Here is a 19,880-nt window from a genome sequence, read left to right as displayed (position 1 = left end):
TGGCAGGGCGTTGATTTTCGCCCCTGCCGCGCGGGGTATCGGGCATGATGAGCCATGATTTCTTCCAGACTATTTTTCAGCTCTGCCGCGGCACTCGCGGCTCTGTTCATGGCGGCCTGCTCGGACACGCCCGGGAGCACGGGCACCGGCGGGCAGGGCGGCGGCGGTGGGACGGCGGAGGGCGGCTCCGGCGGTACGGGAGGGAGCGGCGCCGCCGGCGGGGGCGGCCCGGTCATCCCCGCGGAACACCCGCGGATCTACCTGAACGAGGCGAACCACACGCGACTCTCCTCCGCGCTCGCAAGCGCCGAACCGGCCGCCGTGCGCTTCCGGGACATGGTGGACGGCCACCTGCAAAACGGCAATGTCTACGCATTCGAGGCGCACTTCGCCGCGCTCCTCGGCGCTCTTACCGGCGAGGCGGATTATTGCAAATACGCCGTCGACACCGTCGAAGCGCGCGTGGCCGCGGAAGAGGCGCTGATCGCCGCCGGCGAGCGCGCCGAGGTGGCCTTCGACAGCTACCTCCACGTCGGCGAGACCATCGGCGACCTCGCGCTGGTCCACGATTGGTGCTTCGACGCCACCACGCCCGAGCAGCGCACCCGCTGGCTCGCTTATGCCAACCAGGCGGTCTGGAACGTGTGGCACCCGGAGGAGGCGAGCTGGGGAGGCGTCTCCTATCCGTGGAGCGGCTGGTCGATCGAGAACCCCTCGAACAACTACTATTACTCCTTCCTGCGCGCGACGATGCTCCTCGGCCTCACGTCCCTCGGAGAGCACGAAAGCGCGCAGACGTGGATCGACACGTTCCGCGTGACGAAGATCCAGAACGAGCTCGTGCCCACGTTCACGAGTGATCTCCAGGGCGGCGGTTCACGCGAGGGGACCGGTTATGGCGTGGCGATGAAGAACCTCTTCCGGCTCTACGACCTGTGGGAATCGAGCACCGGCGAGCGGATCTGGGATCTCACGGGCCACACGCGCGCGTCCTTGCCGAGCTTCCTCCATTCCACCGTGCCCACGCTCGATCGCGTCGCGCCGATCGGCGACCACGCGCGCGACAGCACGGCGGCCCTCTTCGATTATCACCGCTCGTACGTGCTGACCCTGTCCCACCTGCTCGGCCCGGACGATCCGCTCACGGACGTGGCGCAGACGTGGCTCGACGATTGCGCGGTGCCGCAGATGGATCAGCGGTTCATGTACATCGACGACTTCCTCTATTACAAGCAGGCGCACGGAAAACGCCCGCTCTCGGACCTGCACCCGACCTACCACGCGCCGGGCACGGGGAGCGTCTACTTCCGGAACGGCTGGGACACGAAAGCTTCGTGGGGCGCCTTCATCGCCGGCCCCTTCACGGAGAGCCACGCGCACCGCGACCAGGGTTCGCTCTTGATCTACCAGGGCGAATGGCTCGCCTACGATCAGAACATCCAGTCCCAATCGGGCATCTACCAGAACGAAGAGGCGCACAACCTCGTGCGCATCGAGCAGAACGGCGCCACGGTCACGATGCAGAATGGCGCGGCCCACCTGGTGGCCCTGCACGATACGCCGCATTTCCTTTACCTGCGCGCGGACATCACGCCCGTCTACGGCGGCAAAGCGGCCGTGGGCCGCGTGGATCGCGAGGTGCTCTTCTTGAAGGGGCCAGGCGCCTACCTGGTGATGGATCGCGTGGACACGAACGACGGCGCCCAGGCCGTGTGGCAGCTCAATGCGCCCATCATGCCAAAAACCCTCGGCGAGGGGTGGGAGGTGAGCGGCGCGCAAGGCTCCCTCGAGGTAAAGCCGCTCTTCCCCGCGCTCCCGAGCGCAGAGGTGCTCGCCTGGCCATCCCTCGAAGCGGAAATGAGCGGCGGCTACCGGCTCGACGTCAGCGACCCGGCCGCGGGCGGACATGCACGTTTCCTGACGCTGCTCGCGAAGGGGGGCACGATTGCAACCTCCACGCCGACGTCGAGCGCCGGCACGATTGGCGCAAGCGTGGCCTTCGACGACGGAACGAGCGTCGAGGTCGTCTTCGGCGAAGACCAGGCCGGCGGAACGCTGAAGCTCACCGCCGGTGGAAGCACCGTGTTCGACGGCCCTCTCCCCGAGAACGTCGGCACGCTGCCGCTCCTCGACGCAGGGAACTGAGGCGGTCGGTCCCCTCTCCCAAGATTCCGGTTGCACACATTGGGCGCCCTCGCGGAACACCGCCCCGCCCTTGCGGAACGCGTGCCCGCCCTCGCGGAACACCGCCCCGCCCTTGCGGAACATCACCCCGCCCTTGCGGAACATCACCCCGCCCTTGCGGAACATCACCCCGCCCTTGCGGGACGCCGGCCCGCCCTTGCGGAACATCGCCCCGCCCTTGCGGGACGCCGGGCCGCCCTCGCGGGACGTCTCCCCGCCCTCGTGGGACATCGCCCCGGCCTTCCCGAAAACGATCCCGCCCTCGCGGGACATCGCCCCGGCCTTCCCGAAAACGATCCCGCCCTCGCGGGACATCGATCCTCGGCGAGTATCCCTCCGACAGCGGCGCCGATCGAAAGGCCCGCGGCGCGCGGCGAGGGCCGATCCTCGTGCGGAACGAGGCGATCCGCCGCTACCTGCGCGAGCGCAAGCCCATTGAGGACGTGGACCCGGAGACCGGTGAAGTCGAGCAGACATCGCCCGCGCACGGCGAGGCGTAAGCCTTGTCCTGACCGCCGCAGATTTCCCGCGCTGATTCGCCTTGCCGCCCCCACACGCTGGCCTACCATCGCCGCGTGTTCGAATCGGGCCCCTCCACCCCCCCGCCTGCTTCCTCTGCCGCGAGGACCCTCACGGAGTTCGATGGGTATCGCCTCCTCGAGCGGCTCGGCGAAGGGGCGATGGGCGAGGTTTGGCGCGCCCTCGATCTCACACTCGATCGCCACGTCGCGATCAAAATGATCCGCGGCGCTTCTCCGGCGGAGCGCGACCGCGAGCGCTTCCGCCTCGAGGCCCTCGCGCTCGGCCGCATCGAGCATCCGAACGTGGTCGCGGTCTACCGCAGCGGCGAGGCGCTCGGGCAGCCTTACATCGTGTACGAGCTCGTCGCCGGGCAGAGCCTCGATACGCTCGCCGGCACGCTCGACTGGCAGGAGAGCCTCGCGCTCGGCGTCGACGTCGCGCGTGGGCTCGCGGCCGCCCATCGCGCCTCCGTCCTGCATCGGGACCTCAAACCGGCCAATGTCATGCGCACCCGCGCGGGCGCTGGCAAGCTCATCGATTTCGGCGTCGCCAAGGTCCCGGCGCGGCCCGCGCCCGAGGAGGCGGGCCCCGAGAGCATCGCGCGCTTCGTGGCCACCGCGGGCATGCCCTCGGCCGACGTCACCCGAAAAGGGGATATCCTCGGCACGCCCCGCTACCTCGCGCCCGAGCTGTGGAAGGGCGCGCCCGCGACCATCGCGAGCGACATCTATTCCCTCGGCCTCATCCTCTGGGAGCTGCTCGCCGGCGCGCCGCCGTATGGGCCCAAGCGGCCTTTGATGCAGCTCGTCGAGGCGATCCTCAAAGAGCCCCTGCCGAGCATCGCCGCGCTCCGGCCCGACGTCCCCTTCGAGCTCGCCGCGACCGTCGATCGCGCGGTGCAAAAGGATCCCGCCAAGCGCTTCGCCTCCGCGGACGCGCTCGCGGACGCCCTCGAAGGCGTGGTCGCGACGAGCCGCGCGCTCGGCTTGCTCCCCGAGATCGCGGCCTCGCCGTCGGAACGACAAGCCGAGCTCGTGCGCATGATGTTCAAGCGGGCGCTCTCGCGATCGAGCTTTTCCCAGCGATTCTACGATCGCCTCTTCGCGCGCCACCCCGAGATGCGGCATCTCTTCCCGGACGACCTCTCCGGCCAGGGGCGCAAGCTCGTCACCGCCTTGACCGCGAGCGTCGCTTGCCTGCGTGATGCGCACGGGCTCCACGCGATGCTCGAAGAGCTCGGCGCGCGGCACGTGCTTTACGGCGTCCGCGAGGTGCACGTCGATTCGTTCGGCGAGGCGCTCCGCGCGGAGCTCGATCTCTCCGAGGGCGGCCAGATGCCCGACGAGCTCGCCGAGGCGTGGAGCCAGGCCTGGGAGCAGCTCTCGGGCGCCGTGCTCCGCGGCATTCGGCGCGCCGCGGGCGCGGAGGTGGAGCCCAAAGCGGACTCCGGCGTCACCACGCGGACGGCGAACGGCCCCGACGCGATCGCCTCGTTGCTGCGCGGAACGGCGCTCTTCTCGGACCTCGACGGCGACGAGATCCGCGAGATGGCCTCGCTCATGCGGCCCTTCCGCGCCGAGGTCGGCGACGTCCTTTGCATGCAGGGCTCGCCGGCCGACAAGCTTTATCTCGTCGAGGACGGGCTCCTCGCGGTCTCGAGCCGGACGCCCGGCGACGACCGCATCTTCGTCGGCGAGAGCGGCCCCGGCGGCGTGCTCGGCGAGCTCGCCTTGAACCAGCCCATGCTCCGCGCGGCCACCGTCACCGCGGTCCGGCGCGCGTCGGGGTATACGCTGGAGATCGCCGAATTCGAGCACCTCAGGCGCACGCGCCACCCCGCCGCGCTGAAGGTCCTCCGCCGCCTCTCCCTATTCCTTTGCAACGAGCTCAGGGCCGTCACCCGTGAAATGGCGGGGCCCGCGCCCTCCGCCGCCGTGGCCCCGGCCGAGGACCTCGGCGAGGGCCAGCCGATCTCCCCGCACATCGCCGTCTCCCTCCGTGCCCTTCCTTTCTTCGAATCCTTCAGCATCGAACAGATCGCGCAGGTCGCGGGCGCCCTCGTCGAGCGCGTGGTGCCGCGCGGGCGCACGATCTTCGCCGAAGGCGCGCGCAGCGGCTCGGGCTTCATCCTCGCGCGTGGCGCCGTCGAGATCACCGTCCGCTCGGGCCCGAGGCAAACGCACCTCGCCGTCCTCGGGCCCGGAAAGACCATGGGCATGGAAGCGCTGCTCGACCTCGGCCCGCAGCGGGTCACGTGTATCGCGCGGGAAGACGTGGTGCTCCTCGAGCTCGCGCCCGAGCCGCTCGCGCGCCTCTTCGCATGGAGCCCCGCCATGGCCTTCATGCTCGCCGAGGCCATCAATCGCGACCTCATCGACGCCCTCCAGCAGACGGACGCCGGCATCGCCCGGCGTGCGACGCAGGCACTCCTCGTGGGCACGCACAGCGATCGCACGATGGGCACGAAGACGCTGATGCGAATGACCCTGGCGAGCACGATGCGGGCCGCCGCGGCTGGCACGGAAACGCTCGTCGAGCAAAGCCTGAGCGGATTCGTCGAAGGCCTCCGGACCCTGCTCGACGTCCCGCACGCCCCGATCGACGATGCGGACGCGACCCGCCCGCAAGCATGCCCGCGCGACGCGCGCTCCGACAAGGAGGCGCTCCTCGCGAAGGTGCGCGCCTCGGTCATCGGGGACGACGTGGTCCTTCCCGGGCCCTTCGGACCACGGCGCCTCGTCTATGCGAATGAAACGGCCTCCGGCCGCTCGCTACGCTTCCTCGAGGAGTTTCTCCGCAACGAGGTGATGCCGCTCCACGCGAATGCACACGCGGAGTCCTCGGGCACCGGCACACAGACGTCGCTCCTCCGCGAGGACGCGCGTGAAATCATTCACGAGAGCGTGGGGGGCGGCAGCGACGACATCGTCATCTTCTGCGGATCGGGCGCGACGTCCGCGATCGACGAGGTGATCCGCGCGCTCGGGCTCCAGGTCCCGCCCGCGCTCGACGAACGGTATCGCCTGCGGGCTCGGATCCCGGAGAACGAGCGCCCCGTCGTCTTCATCGGACCTTACCAGCCCCATTCGAATGTGCTCCGCTGGCGCGAATCCATCGCCGACGTCGTGACGATCGACGTGGACGCCGAGGGCCGCATCGATCTGCACGCGCTCGAAGCGGAGCTCGTCCGACATGCGGACCGCCCGCTCAAGATCGGGAGTTTTTCGGCGGCATCCCACGTGACGGGCATCCTCTCGGACGACGTCGCGATCACGACCCTCCTGCACCGGCACGGCGCGCTCTCCTTCTGGGATTACACCGCCGCGGGGCCTTCCCTCGACATTCGAATGAACCCCGCGGGCCACGGCGCCCTCGCGTACAAGGACGCCGTCTTCCTCTCGCCGCACGAATTCATCGGCGGCGCCGGCGCGCCCGGCGTCCTCGTCGCCAAGCGCTCGCTCGTCGACCGCCGCAAGGAGACGGGCACGGAAGCCGTCCTCGGCTCCATCCGCGCGGGCCTTGCCTTCCAGCTCAAGGCGGCCATCGGCACGGACACGATTCGCGCCCGCGAAAACGATTTCGTCAGCCGCGCCATGGCCTCGTTCCGGACGAACGGAAAGATCTGGCTGCTCGGCGATCCGGGCCTCGAACGATTGTCCTTCGTATCGCTCCTGATCCGCCACGACCGCGACCAGTTCCTCCACTGGAACTTCGTCGTCGCCCTGCTGAACGATCTCTTCGGCATCCAGGCGCGTGGCGAATGCGCCTCGGCGGCTCCTCATGGCCGCCGCATCCTCGGCAAAGGCCACGAGCATTCCGCGGCCTTCGCGGGCGCGCTCGAGGCCGGCAGCGGCGTGATCCGGCCGGGCTGGGTCCGGATTCATTTCAATTCCTTCATCACGGAGGCGGTCTTCCTCTACATCGTCGCCGCGATCCACATGATCGCGAGCGACGGCTGGAAGCTGCTCCCGATGTACCGGTGCGACGCCGAAACGGGCACGTGGACACACGTCGCCGGCCGTCCCCGGCCCGCGCTCCGCCTGAACGATTTGACCTACCGCGGGGGCGAGCTCGAATATCGCTCGATGCGCGCGAGCGAGCCGGAAAGCGCGCTGGCCGCGTACCTCGACGAAGCGCGTTCGATCTTCGCGAGCGCCCCCGTCGAGGGTCCGCCGGATCCGCACGGCGAGCTCGACATCCCGGAGGCCTTCCGCCATTTGCGCTGGTTCCCGACGCCGCTGGAGGCCTTCCGCGCGCGCCGGGCGTACGATTTCCGAGAAAAAACACCCCAATGACCACGAAAAAAGCCGCGACGAAGAAGGCCGCGGACAAGGACAAGGACGAGACCCGCATCGTTTTCCCGGATCCCGGCCTGCACATCGCCGTGCTCGGCGCGCTGATGGAGGCCGAGGCCGTGAATCCGGAGCGGGTCGAGGCCAAGCTCGAAGGGATCGAGGGCGACGACGATACGGATCGGCTCCGGGCGGCCATGGCCCGGCTGCATTCGATCAAGCTCGATCGCAAGAAGGTCGCGCGGCTCGATCGGCTCGATTTCGACGGCGGAAACGAGATCTACATGATGATGGAAAGCGGCGCCGGCGTCTATACCGGCGGCGAGGACGACACCTATGCGCTCCGCTCGCTCGCAGGAATCGGCGCGCTCGAGGCCCTCGAGACGCTCGATCTCGACGGCCACGGCTTTTTCGACGAGCTCCGCGATCTCCGCCCCCTCGAAGGATTGGCCAAGCTCACGCATCTCACCCTGACCGGCGATTGGACGCACGCGGCGAGCCTGGAAACGCTCCCCAAGCTCGCGCATCTCGACGTTCGACTCGGCTCGGTCGACGACCCTGCGGTCCTCGATCGCATCGCGGCGCGTGGGATCGAGGTCTTGCGCTGAACGCCCGCTTGCCCCAGAAAGCCGATATGGCAACTGGGCAGCATTCACGAAGGAAGTTCGCCGTACTCTTCGGCATGGGGGTCGTGGGCGTCCTCGGCCTGCTCCCCATCCTGATCCCGCAGCTCCGGCAATTGGCGACGACGAGCGGTACGCCCGTGCCGTCGCTGACAGCGCTCGTGGTCGCGTCGGTGTTCCAGTCCCTCCTCTTCGTGGCACTGGGCGTCGCGGTCGGGATGGCCTTCGCGCCCCGATTGCACCTGCGATCCCACATCGCCGCATGGGCAGGGCGTGAACCGAAGCTTTCTCCGGGATTCTCGAAAGAAGCGCCGCTCGCCCTCGGTCTCGGGGTCCTCGCCGCGCTCGTGCTCCCCGTCCTCGACCAACTCTTCGCCCCCTCCATGGGCGAAGCGGCGCAGCGCCTCCGCATCCTCCAGGACCTCCCCCTGAACCAGAGGGTCGCGGGCGCCCTCGCCGGGGGAATCAACGAGGAGCTCATCTTTCGATGGGGCCTCGCGACCTTTCTCGCCTGGCTCATCGGAAGTATCCGCGGGAAGGCCTCGGGCAGCCCTCCTGCGGGGACGATGTGGGCCGCGGTCGTGATCGCCGCCCTCGTTTTCGGGGCAGCCCACCTGCCCGCCGTCCTCGGGCTGAGCGTCTCGCTGACGGTCCCCGTGGTCGCGCGGACCATCGTTTTGAATGCATGCGCCGGCATGGTCTTCGGCTGGCTCTATTTCCGCCGCAGCCTGGAAGCCGCAATCCTCGCCCATGCAATGGTCCACATTACCTGGGCCATCCTCTCGCGCCTCGTCTGAATCCTGCCCGCGCCGTCGTCGGGCGATTCCCGACTGACGACAACACCTGGTCACTCGTGCAACCACCCACGCCGGCCGCCCGCGTTGAAATGCGATATTTCGGCGCTCATCCATGCCTTGCCTGCCTGGCGCGCCTCGTGCATTCTGCCTTCGCTTCGTTCGTCCGTGGACACGGCCCGGGAACCCGAGCCCCCCGGAGCCAGAGCTTCAGGCAAGGAGACTTTACATGCCGTCCTTCTCCAAGAGCGTAATGGTCCTGCTCCTCGCGAGCCCCCTCGTCGCGTCCCTCATTGCCGTGGGCTGTAGCGATGATCCCCAGACGCAGAGTCCCAGCGGCTCGGGCGCGAGCGGCGGCGCGGGCGGCGCGGGCGGCAATGCGGGCGGCGCGGGCGGCGTGGGCGGCGTGGGCGGCGTGGGCGGCAGCACGGGCGGCTCCGGCGGCACGGGCAACATCCCGGACGCCGGCCCGGATGGCTGGGGGGGCCCCGACGGCGGGTTCGTCATGGCCGCATGCGTCAACCAGGTCTACCAGTGCGGCGACACGATCGACAACGACGGCGACGGCTTCATCGACTGGCAGGATTCGGAGTGCCTCGGCCCCTGCGACAACAGCGAGACGGGCCTCGGCGTGAGCATCCCCGGCGGCTCCGGCGCAGCGTGCATTACGGACTGCTTCTGGGATTCGAACTCCGGCTCGGGCAACGACGAATGCTACTGGAACCACAAGTGCGACCCGCTTTCCGTCGCGCCGGGCTACAACCCGGAGTGGTGGAACGGTAGCTCGTGCGCGTACAATCCGAACGCAAACACGCCCGGCACGGGCCTGAGCTGTGACGAGCTGCTCAACAATCAGCCGGACACCTGCAAGCAGATCTGCCCGTCGCTCACCCCGAACGGCTGCGATTGCTTCGGCTGCTGCGTCCTTCACAAGAACGGACAGGCGTACGGTCCCGTTTGGCTCGGCACCGAGGACGGCCAGGGCAACTTCGCCTGCGACCTCGAGAACCTCGACGACCCGAAGAAGTGCGCCCCCTGCACCCAGGTGAAGGGCGCCTGCTACAACGAATGCGGCAAGTGCGAGCTCTGCATCGGCAAGGACACCCTGCCGCCCGAGTGCTTCCCGCCGCCCCCCGACGCGGGCGTCGACGGCGGCGGCGGCATGGGTGGCACGGACGCCGGCGACCCCCCCCCCGAGCAGTGCCCGACCGGCATCCAGCCCTGCGGTCTGCCCGGCCAGGAGCCCTGCGACTTCGGCTACTACTGCCTCACGGGTTGCTGCATCGAGCAGCCCAAGTGAAACCGGCCGGGGCCGAGGCCCCTCGGCCCCGAGCACGGTTCTGCGACGAACGCCGCGTCCAAACCCCTCCCCTCACAGCACGAATTCGGTGTAAGTAGCGGACGCCTGGGCCGTCTTAAAGCCCAAGCATCGGTGAGCCGCAGCGTCGGCCCCGAGCGTCTTCCGAGGTGCGGCGACGCCGCCGCGCTCCCGAACCACGGCAGCATAGATTTCCAAGGAGCCAACCCATGCGCCTCTCGATGATCCTCCCCGTGGCCCTGCTGGGCCTCTTCGCCGTCGGCTGCGGCGGCAGCGACACCCCGGACCCGAACGACCCCTCGCAGCAGAACCAGTACGCCCAGGGCCAGCAGCCCGGCTCGTACAACCCGAACCAGTACCAGCAGCCCGCCCCCGCCGTGACGCCCACCCCGACCACCCCGGCGCCCGCCGCGACGGGTGCGACGGGCGCCACGGGGGGTAGCCCGGCCACGCCGATCGCCCCCGCGGCCGCCCAGGTCGCCACGCTCGCGCTCCAGGGCCTCGCCTCCTCGGAGGCCCCCGGCATGCAGCCCGACGGCCAGCCCTTCGCCGCGCAGTTCCAGGAGGGCCAGGTCCTCGAGCAGGCGATCAACATCGAGGCCGGCAAGTGCTACTCGGTCATCGCCTCGGGCGTCGGCATCCAGCAGCTCGACGTGCAGCTCGTCCTCCACGCCGCCCCCCTGCCCCCCCAGGTCCTCGCCCAGAGCAGCGGCCAGGGCGCCACGGCCATCCTCGGCGGCAAGGCGAACGGTTGCTTCAAGAACCCGCTGCCCATCGGCGGCCCCGGCAAGGTCATCGTGAAGGCCACCCGCGGCGCCGGCCTCGCCGCCGCCCAGATCTACAAGAAGTAACGACCCGGAAGGGTCGGATCCCCCCGCCTCCCCGCCGATCGTCCCGGCGGCCCTCCACGTTCTCCCTTCCCGTCACGATTTTCCGCAATTACGCGGTGTTACCGACCTCGGCCCGTGCACGACTTGCCCGGGCCGGTCGGCCCGAAGTTCGCTAGCGCACCCGGCGACTCCGGTTCGCGGCGACGATGCACAAATCCTTCCCCACTGCGCTGGTCGATGGAGACGCTCGTCCCGGACGCGAGGGCGGCCGCGGGCGCCCCGCGTTCGAGCACGAGGCGACCTTCCACGTCGAAGGCCTCTCCTGCCGGAGCTGCGCCCGCCACGCCGAGCAAGCCTTGCGCGCGCTGCCCGGCGTCCGCGCGGCCTCCGTCGGCTTCTTCGGCGAGATCGCCCAGGCCATCTACGACGTACGGGTCACGAGCGAGCGCGAGATCACCCAGGCCATGGCCCAGCGCGGCTTCACGCTCACGGCCGCTACGGGCGCACAGCCGAGCGAACGAGCGCGGCTCGACGCCGGACGGTTCGGCCTGGTCGTCGCGCTGCTCGCGAACCTCATCGCCCTCGCCTCGTGGCGGCCCACGCGCGCCCCCGAGCGGGAGATCGCCTGGGTCGAGCTCGGCTTCACGCTGCTGCTGTTCGCCGTGGCCGGACCGCCCCTCTTCCACCGCGCCCGCGCCCTCGTCCGCCGCGGCGTCCTCGGCACCGAGGTCGTCACGCTGGCCTGCGCCACGGTCGCGCTCGCCCTGGGCGTCCTCGCGATGTTGTTCGACCCGAGCCATGCCGCCTCCATCATGGAGAAGCTCGCGAGGTTCGGGCTCGAGCTCGACGGCCTGTCGCTCGCGGCGTTCGAGGCGTCCGGCGCGATCCTGGGTTTTTCGATCCTCGGGCTCTACGCCCACACGGCGCTGCTCACGCGCGCCTTCCGGAGCCTCTCGCACGCCGCATCGGCCCGCGAGGCCCGCGTGCGCCGCGTGGGCGCGGGCGGCGTGGACGAGCGCGTCGCGTGCGCCCTACTCGCGCCCGGGGACCGCGTGCGCCTCGGCGAAGGCGACATCGCGCCGGTGGAGATCGTCCTCGACAGCGCGGCGCGCGTGGCCCTGCCGGATGGCCACGCCGAGGATCGGGCTGGCGGGCAGATCCTCGAGACCGGCGCGCGGCTCCTCTCGGGCGAGGTCACGGGGCGCGTGGCGCGCGCGCCCTCTTCGGAGGTCGCCGCCGCGGCCGACGCCGAGGTGCATCGCGCCGCCTTGCGGATCGAGCGCGACGCGCGGCAACGCAGCGGGAAATCGTTCGCGCACATCGCCTCGCTCGCGCTTTCGGTCGCGTCCGTCTCCTTCGCTGGCTTCGCGTTCGTCGTGCACGCGCTGCTCGGCCGCGGCCCCTTCCACCCCGACGGTTATCTCACGGCGATCGCGGTGCTCATCGGCGCCTCGCCCGCGGCCTTCCTGATCGCGCTGCCGGCGGCGCGGACCATCGCCGTCCTGCGGGCGCGCGCGGCCGGCGTGGTCGTCAAGGATCCGGCGGCGCTCGAAAGCCTCGCGACCGCCACGGTCGCCTGCTTCGACAAGACGGGCACCGTGACGCTGGGCACGCCGCGGGTCACGCGCCTTGCGTGGCGCGAGTTCCCGGACATCTCGATCCTCGAAGACGTCGCCGCGCTGCAATCCTGCGCGACGCACCGGGCAGGCCGCGCCATCGCGCATCACCTCGCCGTGGCCGGCGTGCGTCCGGGCCCGCTCGACGAGACCCCGGACGTGCGGCACGACGGCGTGGTCGGCCGGGCGCGTGGCGCGCTCGTGGAAGTCTCGACCGCGCGCCCCGGCGATCCCTTGCCTCCGGACGCGCGCGAGGGTGCGAGCGTCGTGTGCGTCCGTCGAAACGGCACCGTCGAGGCCTGGTTCGAGCTCTGGGATCCGCCGCGGGTCGGGGCGGAGAAGGCGTTCCGCGCGCTCTTTCAGCGCGGCCTCGGCTGCCGGCTCGTGAGCGGCGACGGTCCGGACGCGACGCTCGCGCTCGCGCACCGGCTCGGCGTGCCCGCGCTCGGCGGCCTCGGCCCCGTGGAGAAAGCCCTGCACGTCCGTGACCTCCAGCAGGCCGGCGCGCGTGTCCTCCACATCAGCGACGGCCAGGAAGACCGCGCGAAAAAGTGCCCGGCGGACGTCTCGCTCGCCGTCGCCCCGGGCGCTTTGCCCGTGGCGGTGCCGGCGCCCCTCGTGCTCTCGGACGACCGCCTGGAGACCATCGCGTGGCTCGTCGACCTCGCGCGCGCCTTGCGGGCGACCCTGCGGCAGAGCCTCCTCGTCTCCGTCGTCTACAACGCGGCCGTCATCCCGCTCTGCGCGGCGGGCTTTTTGAGCCCGCTCGTCGCGGCGGGCCTCGCGTTCGGCGAGGCCTTGATTCTCTGCGGGAACGCGGCGCGGCTCCTGGTTTCGCCCGGGCTACCCGGCAAGACCTCGGCGCCTCCGGGTTTGCCCGCCGCGGGCGCTCTCGCGCACGTCCGGACAGACCGCGTGCCGCTCCCGCCCTGAAAAACCTGGCGATCGTGCGAGAGAGAGGTCGCCGCCGGCCTCGTTCCGGGGTAAACTCCCCCCCGATGCGCTTTCCTTCTCGACTTTCCTGGTTTGTCCTCTTCGCCACGGCGGGGCCGGCCGTTTTCGGCTGCTCCGCGGAGGAAGAGAATCGCGCGGAGACGCCCTGGTCGCCGCCCGTCGAACCGGCCCGCAAGACGCAGCTCATCTTCACGAACGAGGGACCTCTCACGCTCGGCATGCGTGAAATGGCCACGATCACGGTGCGCACGGAGCCGCCGTCGTCGGACGAGGTCAGGTTCATCCTGCTCGGCGATTCGCTCGACGCGACGCTCGATCGCGTGGCCGCGCCGATGGACGCGGCGGGCACCGCCACGGTGACGATGCGCGCGCCGAACAAGGCGACGAAGTACCGGCTTCGCGCATGGATCAAGGACGGCCCCGAGGCCGAGCTCCCGGTCACGGTGAGCAGCGACGGCTTCGCGACGCTCGAGGTCGTGCCGCAGTACAAGGGCAAACGCGAGGTCACGGAGTGGACGGTCAGCTTGCTGCCGCGCTCGACGTGCGAGGCGGTCGCGCCGCTCCTGCCGGAGAACGCCCCGGCCGAGTTCGTGGGCAGCGCGCCCGTCGACACGCCGCTGCTCGTGGAAAAAGCGCCCGTGGGCCCGACGATCGCGGTCTCGGTGCGCGCCGGCCACTACGCCTGGGGCTGCGCGACGGCGAGCGGCCTCATCGCCGGCACGACGCAGACGATCAAGGTCAACATCATCGACAAACCCGTCGTGGTCGGCAAGACCGACCTCGACGTGACGTTCACCTTCTCGCCCGCGCAGACGCCGTTCCTGTCGATGATGACGGCCGCGGGCAAGAGCTTGCTGGACGGGTTCTCGCCCGCCGATGTCGAGATGGCCAGCGTGCTGCTCGACGAGATGGCCGCGCGCGTGTCCGAGCAAGACGCCGTGCTCTTCGCCGAGGCTCGCGCGGCGAGCGGCTGGGACACGATCACGAAGGATCACCTCGCCGCGCAGCCGATGTCGCTGCGCGCGGCGATCGAAGGCTTCTTGCAGACGGCCACCGCCGCGCCGCCGACCGAGCTCGCGGGTCGCCTCACCGCGATCACGGCCGTCCCCGGGTACGGGAGTTTTTCGCCGAGCCGCTTCGGCGTCGTTCCGGCCGACGAAGCCGGCATGCCCGGCACGCACCTCGTGAAGATCGCGTCCGAGCCGGGCGACAACATCTCCACGAGCGGCGAGATCTTCTGGCTGCCCACGCGTTACGTGGGCGGCGCGTGCAAAAGCGCGGCGCTCGAAGGCGCGCCCGAAGGCAGCACGATGGGCGACGCGCTCGCGACGATCGCGGGCTGCGACGCGCTCGGCCAAGCCCTCGGCGGCTTCGGGACCTGCGACGCCACGTGTCTCGCGGGCCTCTGTCAGGAAGCGCTCACCGCGCGCTGGGACGCGGCCCAGGATGGTTCTGCCATCGAGGGAAAAATCGGCCTCATCCAGATCTTCGCGGCGGCCGGCGCGACGGTCGACGACATCGCGGTGCCCGTCTCGCTCCAGGGCTCGTGGCTCGGCACCGTGACCGACGGCGTGATCGTCGCGCCGATCGACAAGTCTCCGGTCACGGGCGTGCTCCCCGATCTCGGCGAGGAGATGCCCCCCGAGCCGCCGCCCGAGCCTGCGCCCGATCCCGGAGCGCCCGAGCCCTGATTCACGGCCGTCGCGAGCGGCGCGCGGCTTCGGTATCCTCCCGTCCCCATGACAACCGCTCGCCTAGGGGGCTTTTCTTCCAAGCGCACACGCGCGGCTTTCGTCCTCGCGCTGCTCGGCGCGATCGGCGCCGTCGCCGCGCCGAGTTGCACCACCGAAACCACGCCGGGGACGAACCCCGGCGGCACGGACCCGACGCTCCGGCCGGGTGATTACTGCTCGGCGCCGTCGCCCGACGTGGTCAAGCTCCGCTTCGAGCCGAGCCGGGTGTTCCTCGCCAAGTGCGCGGACGGCGCGACGTGCGCGTCGCGGTCGGTCCGCCTCGTCGCCGAGCCCGACTTCTGCACGAAGACCGCCATCCGCTTCGAGACCTCGAGCGCGGACGTCACGCCCGCGCCGAAGGCCGACACGCTCGATCTGTACAAGGCCGGCGTCGACGTCGCGGTCGCCCCTGGCAAGACCGGCGGCAGCGCCACGGTGAAGGCCTTCCTCCCCCGCGGCGACGGCACCGACGCCGAGGCCACGCTCGAAGTCGAGGTGCTCGACACGTCTGGCACCGCGGACCTCACCTGCGCGTCTGGCGACGGCGCGGCGGGCCCCGTCGAGGGCGGCACGACGCTCACCGCGAAGGGCAGCCTTGCCGCGGCGAGCCTCGGCCTGCCCGAGCGCGCGAGCAACCCGAACAGCGGCAGCTTCCTCTGGAGCGTCCCCAAATTCGACGCGACGATCGCCTGCGCCGACACGAAGCCCCCTGCGGGCTACACGGCCCTCGGCCCTGCGGTCACGTTCGGCCCGGTCGCCTCGAAGTTCCAGCGCGACGTGCCGATGACCATCCCCGTGAACCCCGCGCGTTTGCCCGACAAAGCGCGCCTCCGGCACCTCGCCGTCTCGTACTCGGGCCCGGCCTTCAAGGAGCCGCGCGTCGTCCCCGTCGCGGACGCTCGCTTCGTGAAGATGGGCGACGGATGGGCGCTCTCGTTCAAGGCGCCGCGGCTCGGCACCTACCAGGCCGTCGTGGCGGAGGACGCGGGCACGAACGCCTTCCCGCGCAGGCTCACCCACCGCGCGATCCTCGGCGTCTCCATGGGCGGCGGCGGCACGGCCATGTTCGGCATGCGCCACCACCACCTCTTCGACGTCCTCGCCCCGCTCGGCGGCCCGGTCGATTGGACGTGGATGCTCGACGCCGTCAAACGCCACTACGTCGGCGGATTCCGACCGATCCAGAAGGGCACGGTCCTCGGCGACATCAACCTCGAGCCCACGCTCTGCCAGACGAACGCCGAGTGCGCGCAGGACGAGACGTGCATCGGCGTGATCGACGGATCGCCCGGCAAGTGCGCCTGGATGCTGCCGCCGCGCGACCCGTACGAGCACACGCAGGTCTTCAACCAGTGGTGGTTCGAGTACCCGCGCAGCGGCACCGGCGGCAGCTTCAACCGCGAGGCGTACGTGCAGATCTTCCGCGACCTCGCCGTCATGTTCGGCAACCCGAACGGCGAGAACCTCACGCCCGGCGCGGAGAACCTGCCCGCCGGCGTTCGTCCGAACGATCCGAGCCAGACCGGTGGTCGTCCGACGGACGAGTGCACGCTCTGGGTCGATCCGCTCGACGGGCCGGACAAGGACAAGCAGGAGGAGCTCGCGCAGAACTGCCCGACGGAGCGCTGCGCGAACACGCTCACGCTCACGAACTACTTCGACGACGAGTTCAACCCCGACGGCACCTTCCCGGTGATCACCGTCTGCGACGGCTCGCCGCAGAAGCAGGAGCGCACGCCGTACTCGAACTGGTGGACCGACGAGAGCAATGGCTTCCCGCTCGAGCTCGCGCTCGCGGTCGACTACAACGGCAACGGCAAGCGCGACGAGCTCGAGCCGATCATCCGCGCTGGCCACGAGCCCTGGGACGACGTCGGCAAGGACGGGATCCCGAGCACCCAGGAGCCTGGCTACATGCCCGGCGTGAACGAGGATCCCGCCGGCGACGACTACGACGCGCAGTACAACCCGGGCGGCACCGAGCGCAACATGCGCTTCGACGACGGCGAGCCGTTCCAGGACGTCGGCCTCGACGGCGTGGCCGGCACGAAGCAGCAACCGCCCGGCGGCTGGCAAAAGGAGGGCGACGGCTACGACGTCGGCGAGGGCGACGGGAAGTTCACGGTCGCGAGCGGGCTCGATCGGTTCTGGGAGCGCGACGCGCACTCGATCGTGCATCGCATCACGCGCGACACGCCGCCCGGCGGCGAGCTCGACGACGCGGCCATGCGTCGCATCGACGTGTGGACCGACGGCGGCACGCGTGACCTCTTCAACTTCGCCGTCAGCGCGCAGCACCTCGCGGGCGCGTTCGGCGCGCGCAGGCGCAACGTCACGTACTTCTCGGACTTCACGCAGCACCCCGAGCTCACGCCGGGCAACCTGAGCGGCTACGCGCCCTCGCGCGTGCCCTACGAGGACCTGCCGGGCATCGTGCTCCAGCGGTACGGCAAGCTCGATCCGACGGCCGAGGACATCGAGAGCGGCAGCGGCCAGCACGTGGGCACGGCGAACGAGCTCGTCGCCCGCTTGCAGAGCGCGCTCTACTTCATCAGCTCGCGCTGGCCCGATCCGGAGCTGCGCACGCTCGTCCTGGAGAGCAACGACGACCCGGATCCGGAGGCGGAGTCGTGCGAGGTGCAGGGCGCCTGTTCGTTCGAGTTCAAATCATCGCTCGGCCGCGTCGGCCCGGTCAGCGTGGCGCTGCCGCCCGGTTATTCGCACAAGGATCAGAAGGATCGGCGCTACCCGGTCGTCTACGCGCTGCACGGCTACGGCCAGGAGCCGCAGGATCTCGTCGCGGCGTCGGCCTTGATCAAGACGTTCATGAACTCGCCGGCGGACAGCGCGGAGAGCCGCTTGCCGAAGATGATCCTCGTCTTCGTCGACGGCCGCTGCCGCGTCGGTCCGGACGGCAAGGCCGAGTGCATTCGCGGCACGTTCTTCGGCGAGAGCCCGCTCCAGAGCGGCGCGAAGCTCGAGACGTGGTGGCTCGAGCTCATGAACCACATCGACACGAACTACCGCACGATGGGCGAGACCGAGTCGATGTGGACCGAGTGAATTGATGGTCTACGCTTGGGGGCTACGCTCGGCGAGCCGAGCTTCGCCCCCATTGATGGTCTACGCTTGGGGGCTACGCTCGGCGAGCCGAGCTTCGCCCCCATTGATGGTCTACGCTTGGGGGCTACGCTCGGCGAGCCGAGCTTCGCCCCCAAACCCCCGAGCCCATTGCTGCCTCCCGACGATCCCCGCCTCCAGCCGTTCTCGTTCACGCCGATCGGGATCCTGCGCACGCCGTTCCCCGATCGCGTGAGCACGCCGCGCCAGCCACACGCCTCGGAGGGCGCGGAGGGCCGCATCGAGCTCGCCTCCGGCCTCGGGCTCGAGCACGCGGTGAGCGACCTCGAAGGCTGGGAGTACCTCTGGGTCGTCTTCTGCTTCCACCTCAACGCGGGGGTCCGGGGGCAGAGCTCGGCTCGTCCGAGCGGAGCCCCCGGCGTGTACCACTGGAGGCCCAAGGTTCTGCCCCCGCGCAGCACAGGAAAGCGCCGCGGCGTGCTCGCCACGCGATCACCGCACCGACCGAACCCCATCGGCCTCTCGCTCGTGCGGCTCGTCTCCGTCGAGGGCCTCGTGATCCACGTGCGCGACGTGGACATGATCGACGAGAGCCCGGTCCTCGACATCAAACCGTACATCCCCTACGCGGAGGCGCGCCCCGGCGCGCGCACGGGCTGGCTCGAGCCGCTCGCCGCGGAGAACGAGAGCGCGGGCGAAATCCCGGCGGATCCCGAGCCGGGTTTTTCCGTCACGTGGAGTCCGTACGCCGCGGAGCAGGCCGCGTACCTGAAGGACGAACACGGGATCGACCTCGTCGCGCCCGTCACGCGCACCCTCCGCCTCGGCCCGCAGCCGCACCCGTACCGACGCATCCGCGCGTTGCCCGACGGGACCTTGCGCCTCGCGCACAAAGACTTCCGCATCCGGTTCCGGGTCGAGCGCCGCGACGTGACGGTCCTGTCGATCGGGACTGGCTACCGCGAGCGGGATCTCGCGCTGTCCGACGATCCTGCGGTCGCCGTCCACCGCGCCTTCAACGCCCGCTTTCCCCCGGGCGGGGAACCGGCGGCGTGCTAACGCATCGTCCGATGCGGCCCTACCATTGCCTCCTCCTGCTTCCCGTCATCGCCTGTGCGAGCAAACCTCCCCCGAAGCCCGTCTACAGCACGGCGGAGACGATGCCGCATGACGAGCTCGTGGCGAGGCAAACCCAGGGGCATGGGGCACTCCCCGGCAAACCGCATCACGGGCATGGCGGCGGCCATCACGGGCACGGCGGTCCGCTCGTGCATCGCTTCGAGAAGGCCGAGGACTGGGCCAAGGAGTTCGACGATCCGGCGCGCGACGCGTGGCAGAAGCCGGCCGAGGTCGTCGCCGCGATGCGCATCACGCCGGGCCTCGTCGTCGCGGACATCGGCGCGGGCACCGGGTACTTCGAGCCGCACCTCTCGCGCGCCGTCGGGCCGAGCGGCAAGGTGCTCGCCCTCGACGTCGAGGCCGACATGGTGCGCTACCTGCGCGAGCGCGCGGTGAAGGAGAAGCTCGACAACGTCGAGGCGCGTCAGGTCGGGCTGTCCGATCCGGGGCTCGGGCAGGCCACCGTCGATCGCGTGCTCATCGTCGACACGTGGCACCACATCGACGGACGAAAGGACTACGCCGCGAAGCTCAAAGACGGCCTCAAGCCCGGCGGTTTGCTCGTCATCGTCGACTTCACGATGGAGGCCACGAAGGGCCCGCCGAAGGAGCACCGCATCACGCCGGAGGCGATGATCGCCGAGCTCGAGGCCGCAGGCCTCAAGGCCGAGACCATCCAGGAAACCCTACCCGACCAGTACATCGTCATCGCGAAAAAACCCTGAGAGGGTGCTGTCACAGGGATGCGCATGCGCGGGGCTTTGCCCCGCACCCCAGCAGGGGGCTGTCCGCCCCCTGCACCCCGGACCAGCGC

At 70.2% G+C, this 19,880-nt stretch carries 11 protein-coding genes; all 11 read left to right on the top strand.

Annotated elements, in window-relative coordinates; translation table 11 throughout:
• Nucleotides 1-54: 54 nt before the first annotated feature.
• Nucleotides 55-2,145, top strand: a complete 2,091-nt coding sequence (locus QHF83_RS34260) for a hypothetical protein (RefSeq protein WP_282422228.1) — start codon at nt 55-57, stop codon at nt 2,143-2,145.
• Between the two features lie 614 nt (nt 2,146-2,759).
• Nucleotides 2,760-7,001, top strand: a complete 4,242-nt coding sequence (locus tag QHF83_RS34255; RefSeq protein ID WP_282422227.1) for an aminotransferase class V-fold PLP-dependent enzyme — start codon at nt 2,760-2,762, stop codon at nt 6,999-7,001.
• The gene (locus tag QHF83_RS34250; protein ID WP_282422226.1) at nt 6,998-7,606 is read left to right on the top strand and encodes a hypothetical protein; all 609 of its coding nucleotides are present in this window, start codon (nt 6,998-7,000) and stop codon (nt 7,604-7,606) included. The genes QHF83_RS34255 and QHF83_RS34250 overlap by 4 nt, the downstream gene beginning before the upstream one ends.
• Before the next feature lie 26 nt (nt 7,607-7,632).
• Nucleotides 7,633-8,418: a CPBP family intramembrane glutamic endopeptidase gene (locus tag QHF83_RS34245; protein ID WP_282422225.1), complete on the top strand. Its 786-nt coding sequence runs from the start codon at nt 7,633-7,635 to the stop codon at nt 8,416-8,418.
• A 226-nt stretch (nt 8,419-8,644) separates the two neighbouring features.
• Complete coding sequence (locus QHF83_RS34240) at nt 8,645-9,715, top strand: hypothetical protein (protein ID WP_282422224.1); 1,071 nt, start codon at nt 8,645-8,647, stop codon at nt 9,713-9,715.
• A 227-nt stretch (nt 9,716-9,942) separates the two neighbouring features.
• Nucleotides 9,943-10,584 carry a hypothetical protein gene (locus tag QHF83_RS34235; protein WP_282422223.1) on the top strand — a complete coding sequence of 214 codons (642 nt, stop codon included), beginning with the start codon at nt 9,943-9,945 and terminating at the stop codon, nt 10,582-10,584.
• Nucleotides 10,585-10,769: 185 nt separating this feature from the next.
• On the top strand, nt 10,770-13,112 hold the full coding sequence (locus QHF83_RS34230) for an HAD family hydrolase (RefSeq protein WP_282422222.1): 2,343 nt from the start codon (nt 10,770-10,772) through the stop codon (nt 13,110-13,112).
• 65 nt (nt 13,113-13,177) lie between these two features.
• Nucleotides 13,178-14,824 carry a hypothetical protein gene (locus QHF83_RS34225; RefSeq protein ID WP_282422221.1) on the top strand — a complete coding sequence of 549 codons (1,647 nt, stop codon included), beginning with the start codon at nt 13,178-13,180 and terminating at the stop codon, nt 14,822-14,824.
• A 48-nt stretch (nt 14,825-14,872) separates the two neighbouring features.
• Complete coding sequence (locus QHF83_RS34220; RefSeq protein WP_282422220.1) at nt 14,873-17,929, top strand: hypothetical protein; 3,057 nt, start codon at nt 14,873-14,875, stop codon at nt 17,927-17,929.
• Nucleotides 17,930-18,046: 117 nt separating this feature from the next.
• On the top strand, nt 18,047-19,006 hold the full coding sequence (tsaA, locus tag QHF83_RS34215) for a tRNA (N6-threonylcarbamoyladenosine(37)-N6)-methyltransferase TrmO (protein ID WP_282422219.1): 960 nt from the start codon (nt 18,047-18,049) through the stop codon (nt 19,004-19,006).
• A gap of 11 nt (nt 19,007-19,017) precedes the next feature.
• The gene (locus QHF83_RS34210; RefSeq protein ID WP_282422218.1) at nt 19,018-19,791 is read left to right on the top strand and encodes a class I SAM-dependent methyltransferase; all 774 of its coding nucleotides are present in this window, start codon (nt 19,018-19,020) and stop codon (nt 19,789-19,791) included.
• Nucleotides 19,792-19,880: the final 89 nt, after the last annotated feature.

This window comes from Polyangium sp. 15x6 (assembly GCF_029960785.1).
Lineage (GTDB): Bacteria > Myxococcota_A > Polyangia > Polyangiales > Polyangiaceae > Polyangium.
Note: the sequence above shows the minus strand (reverse complement) of the source record. Positions and strands in the feature narration are given on the sequence as shown.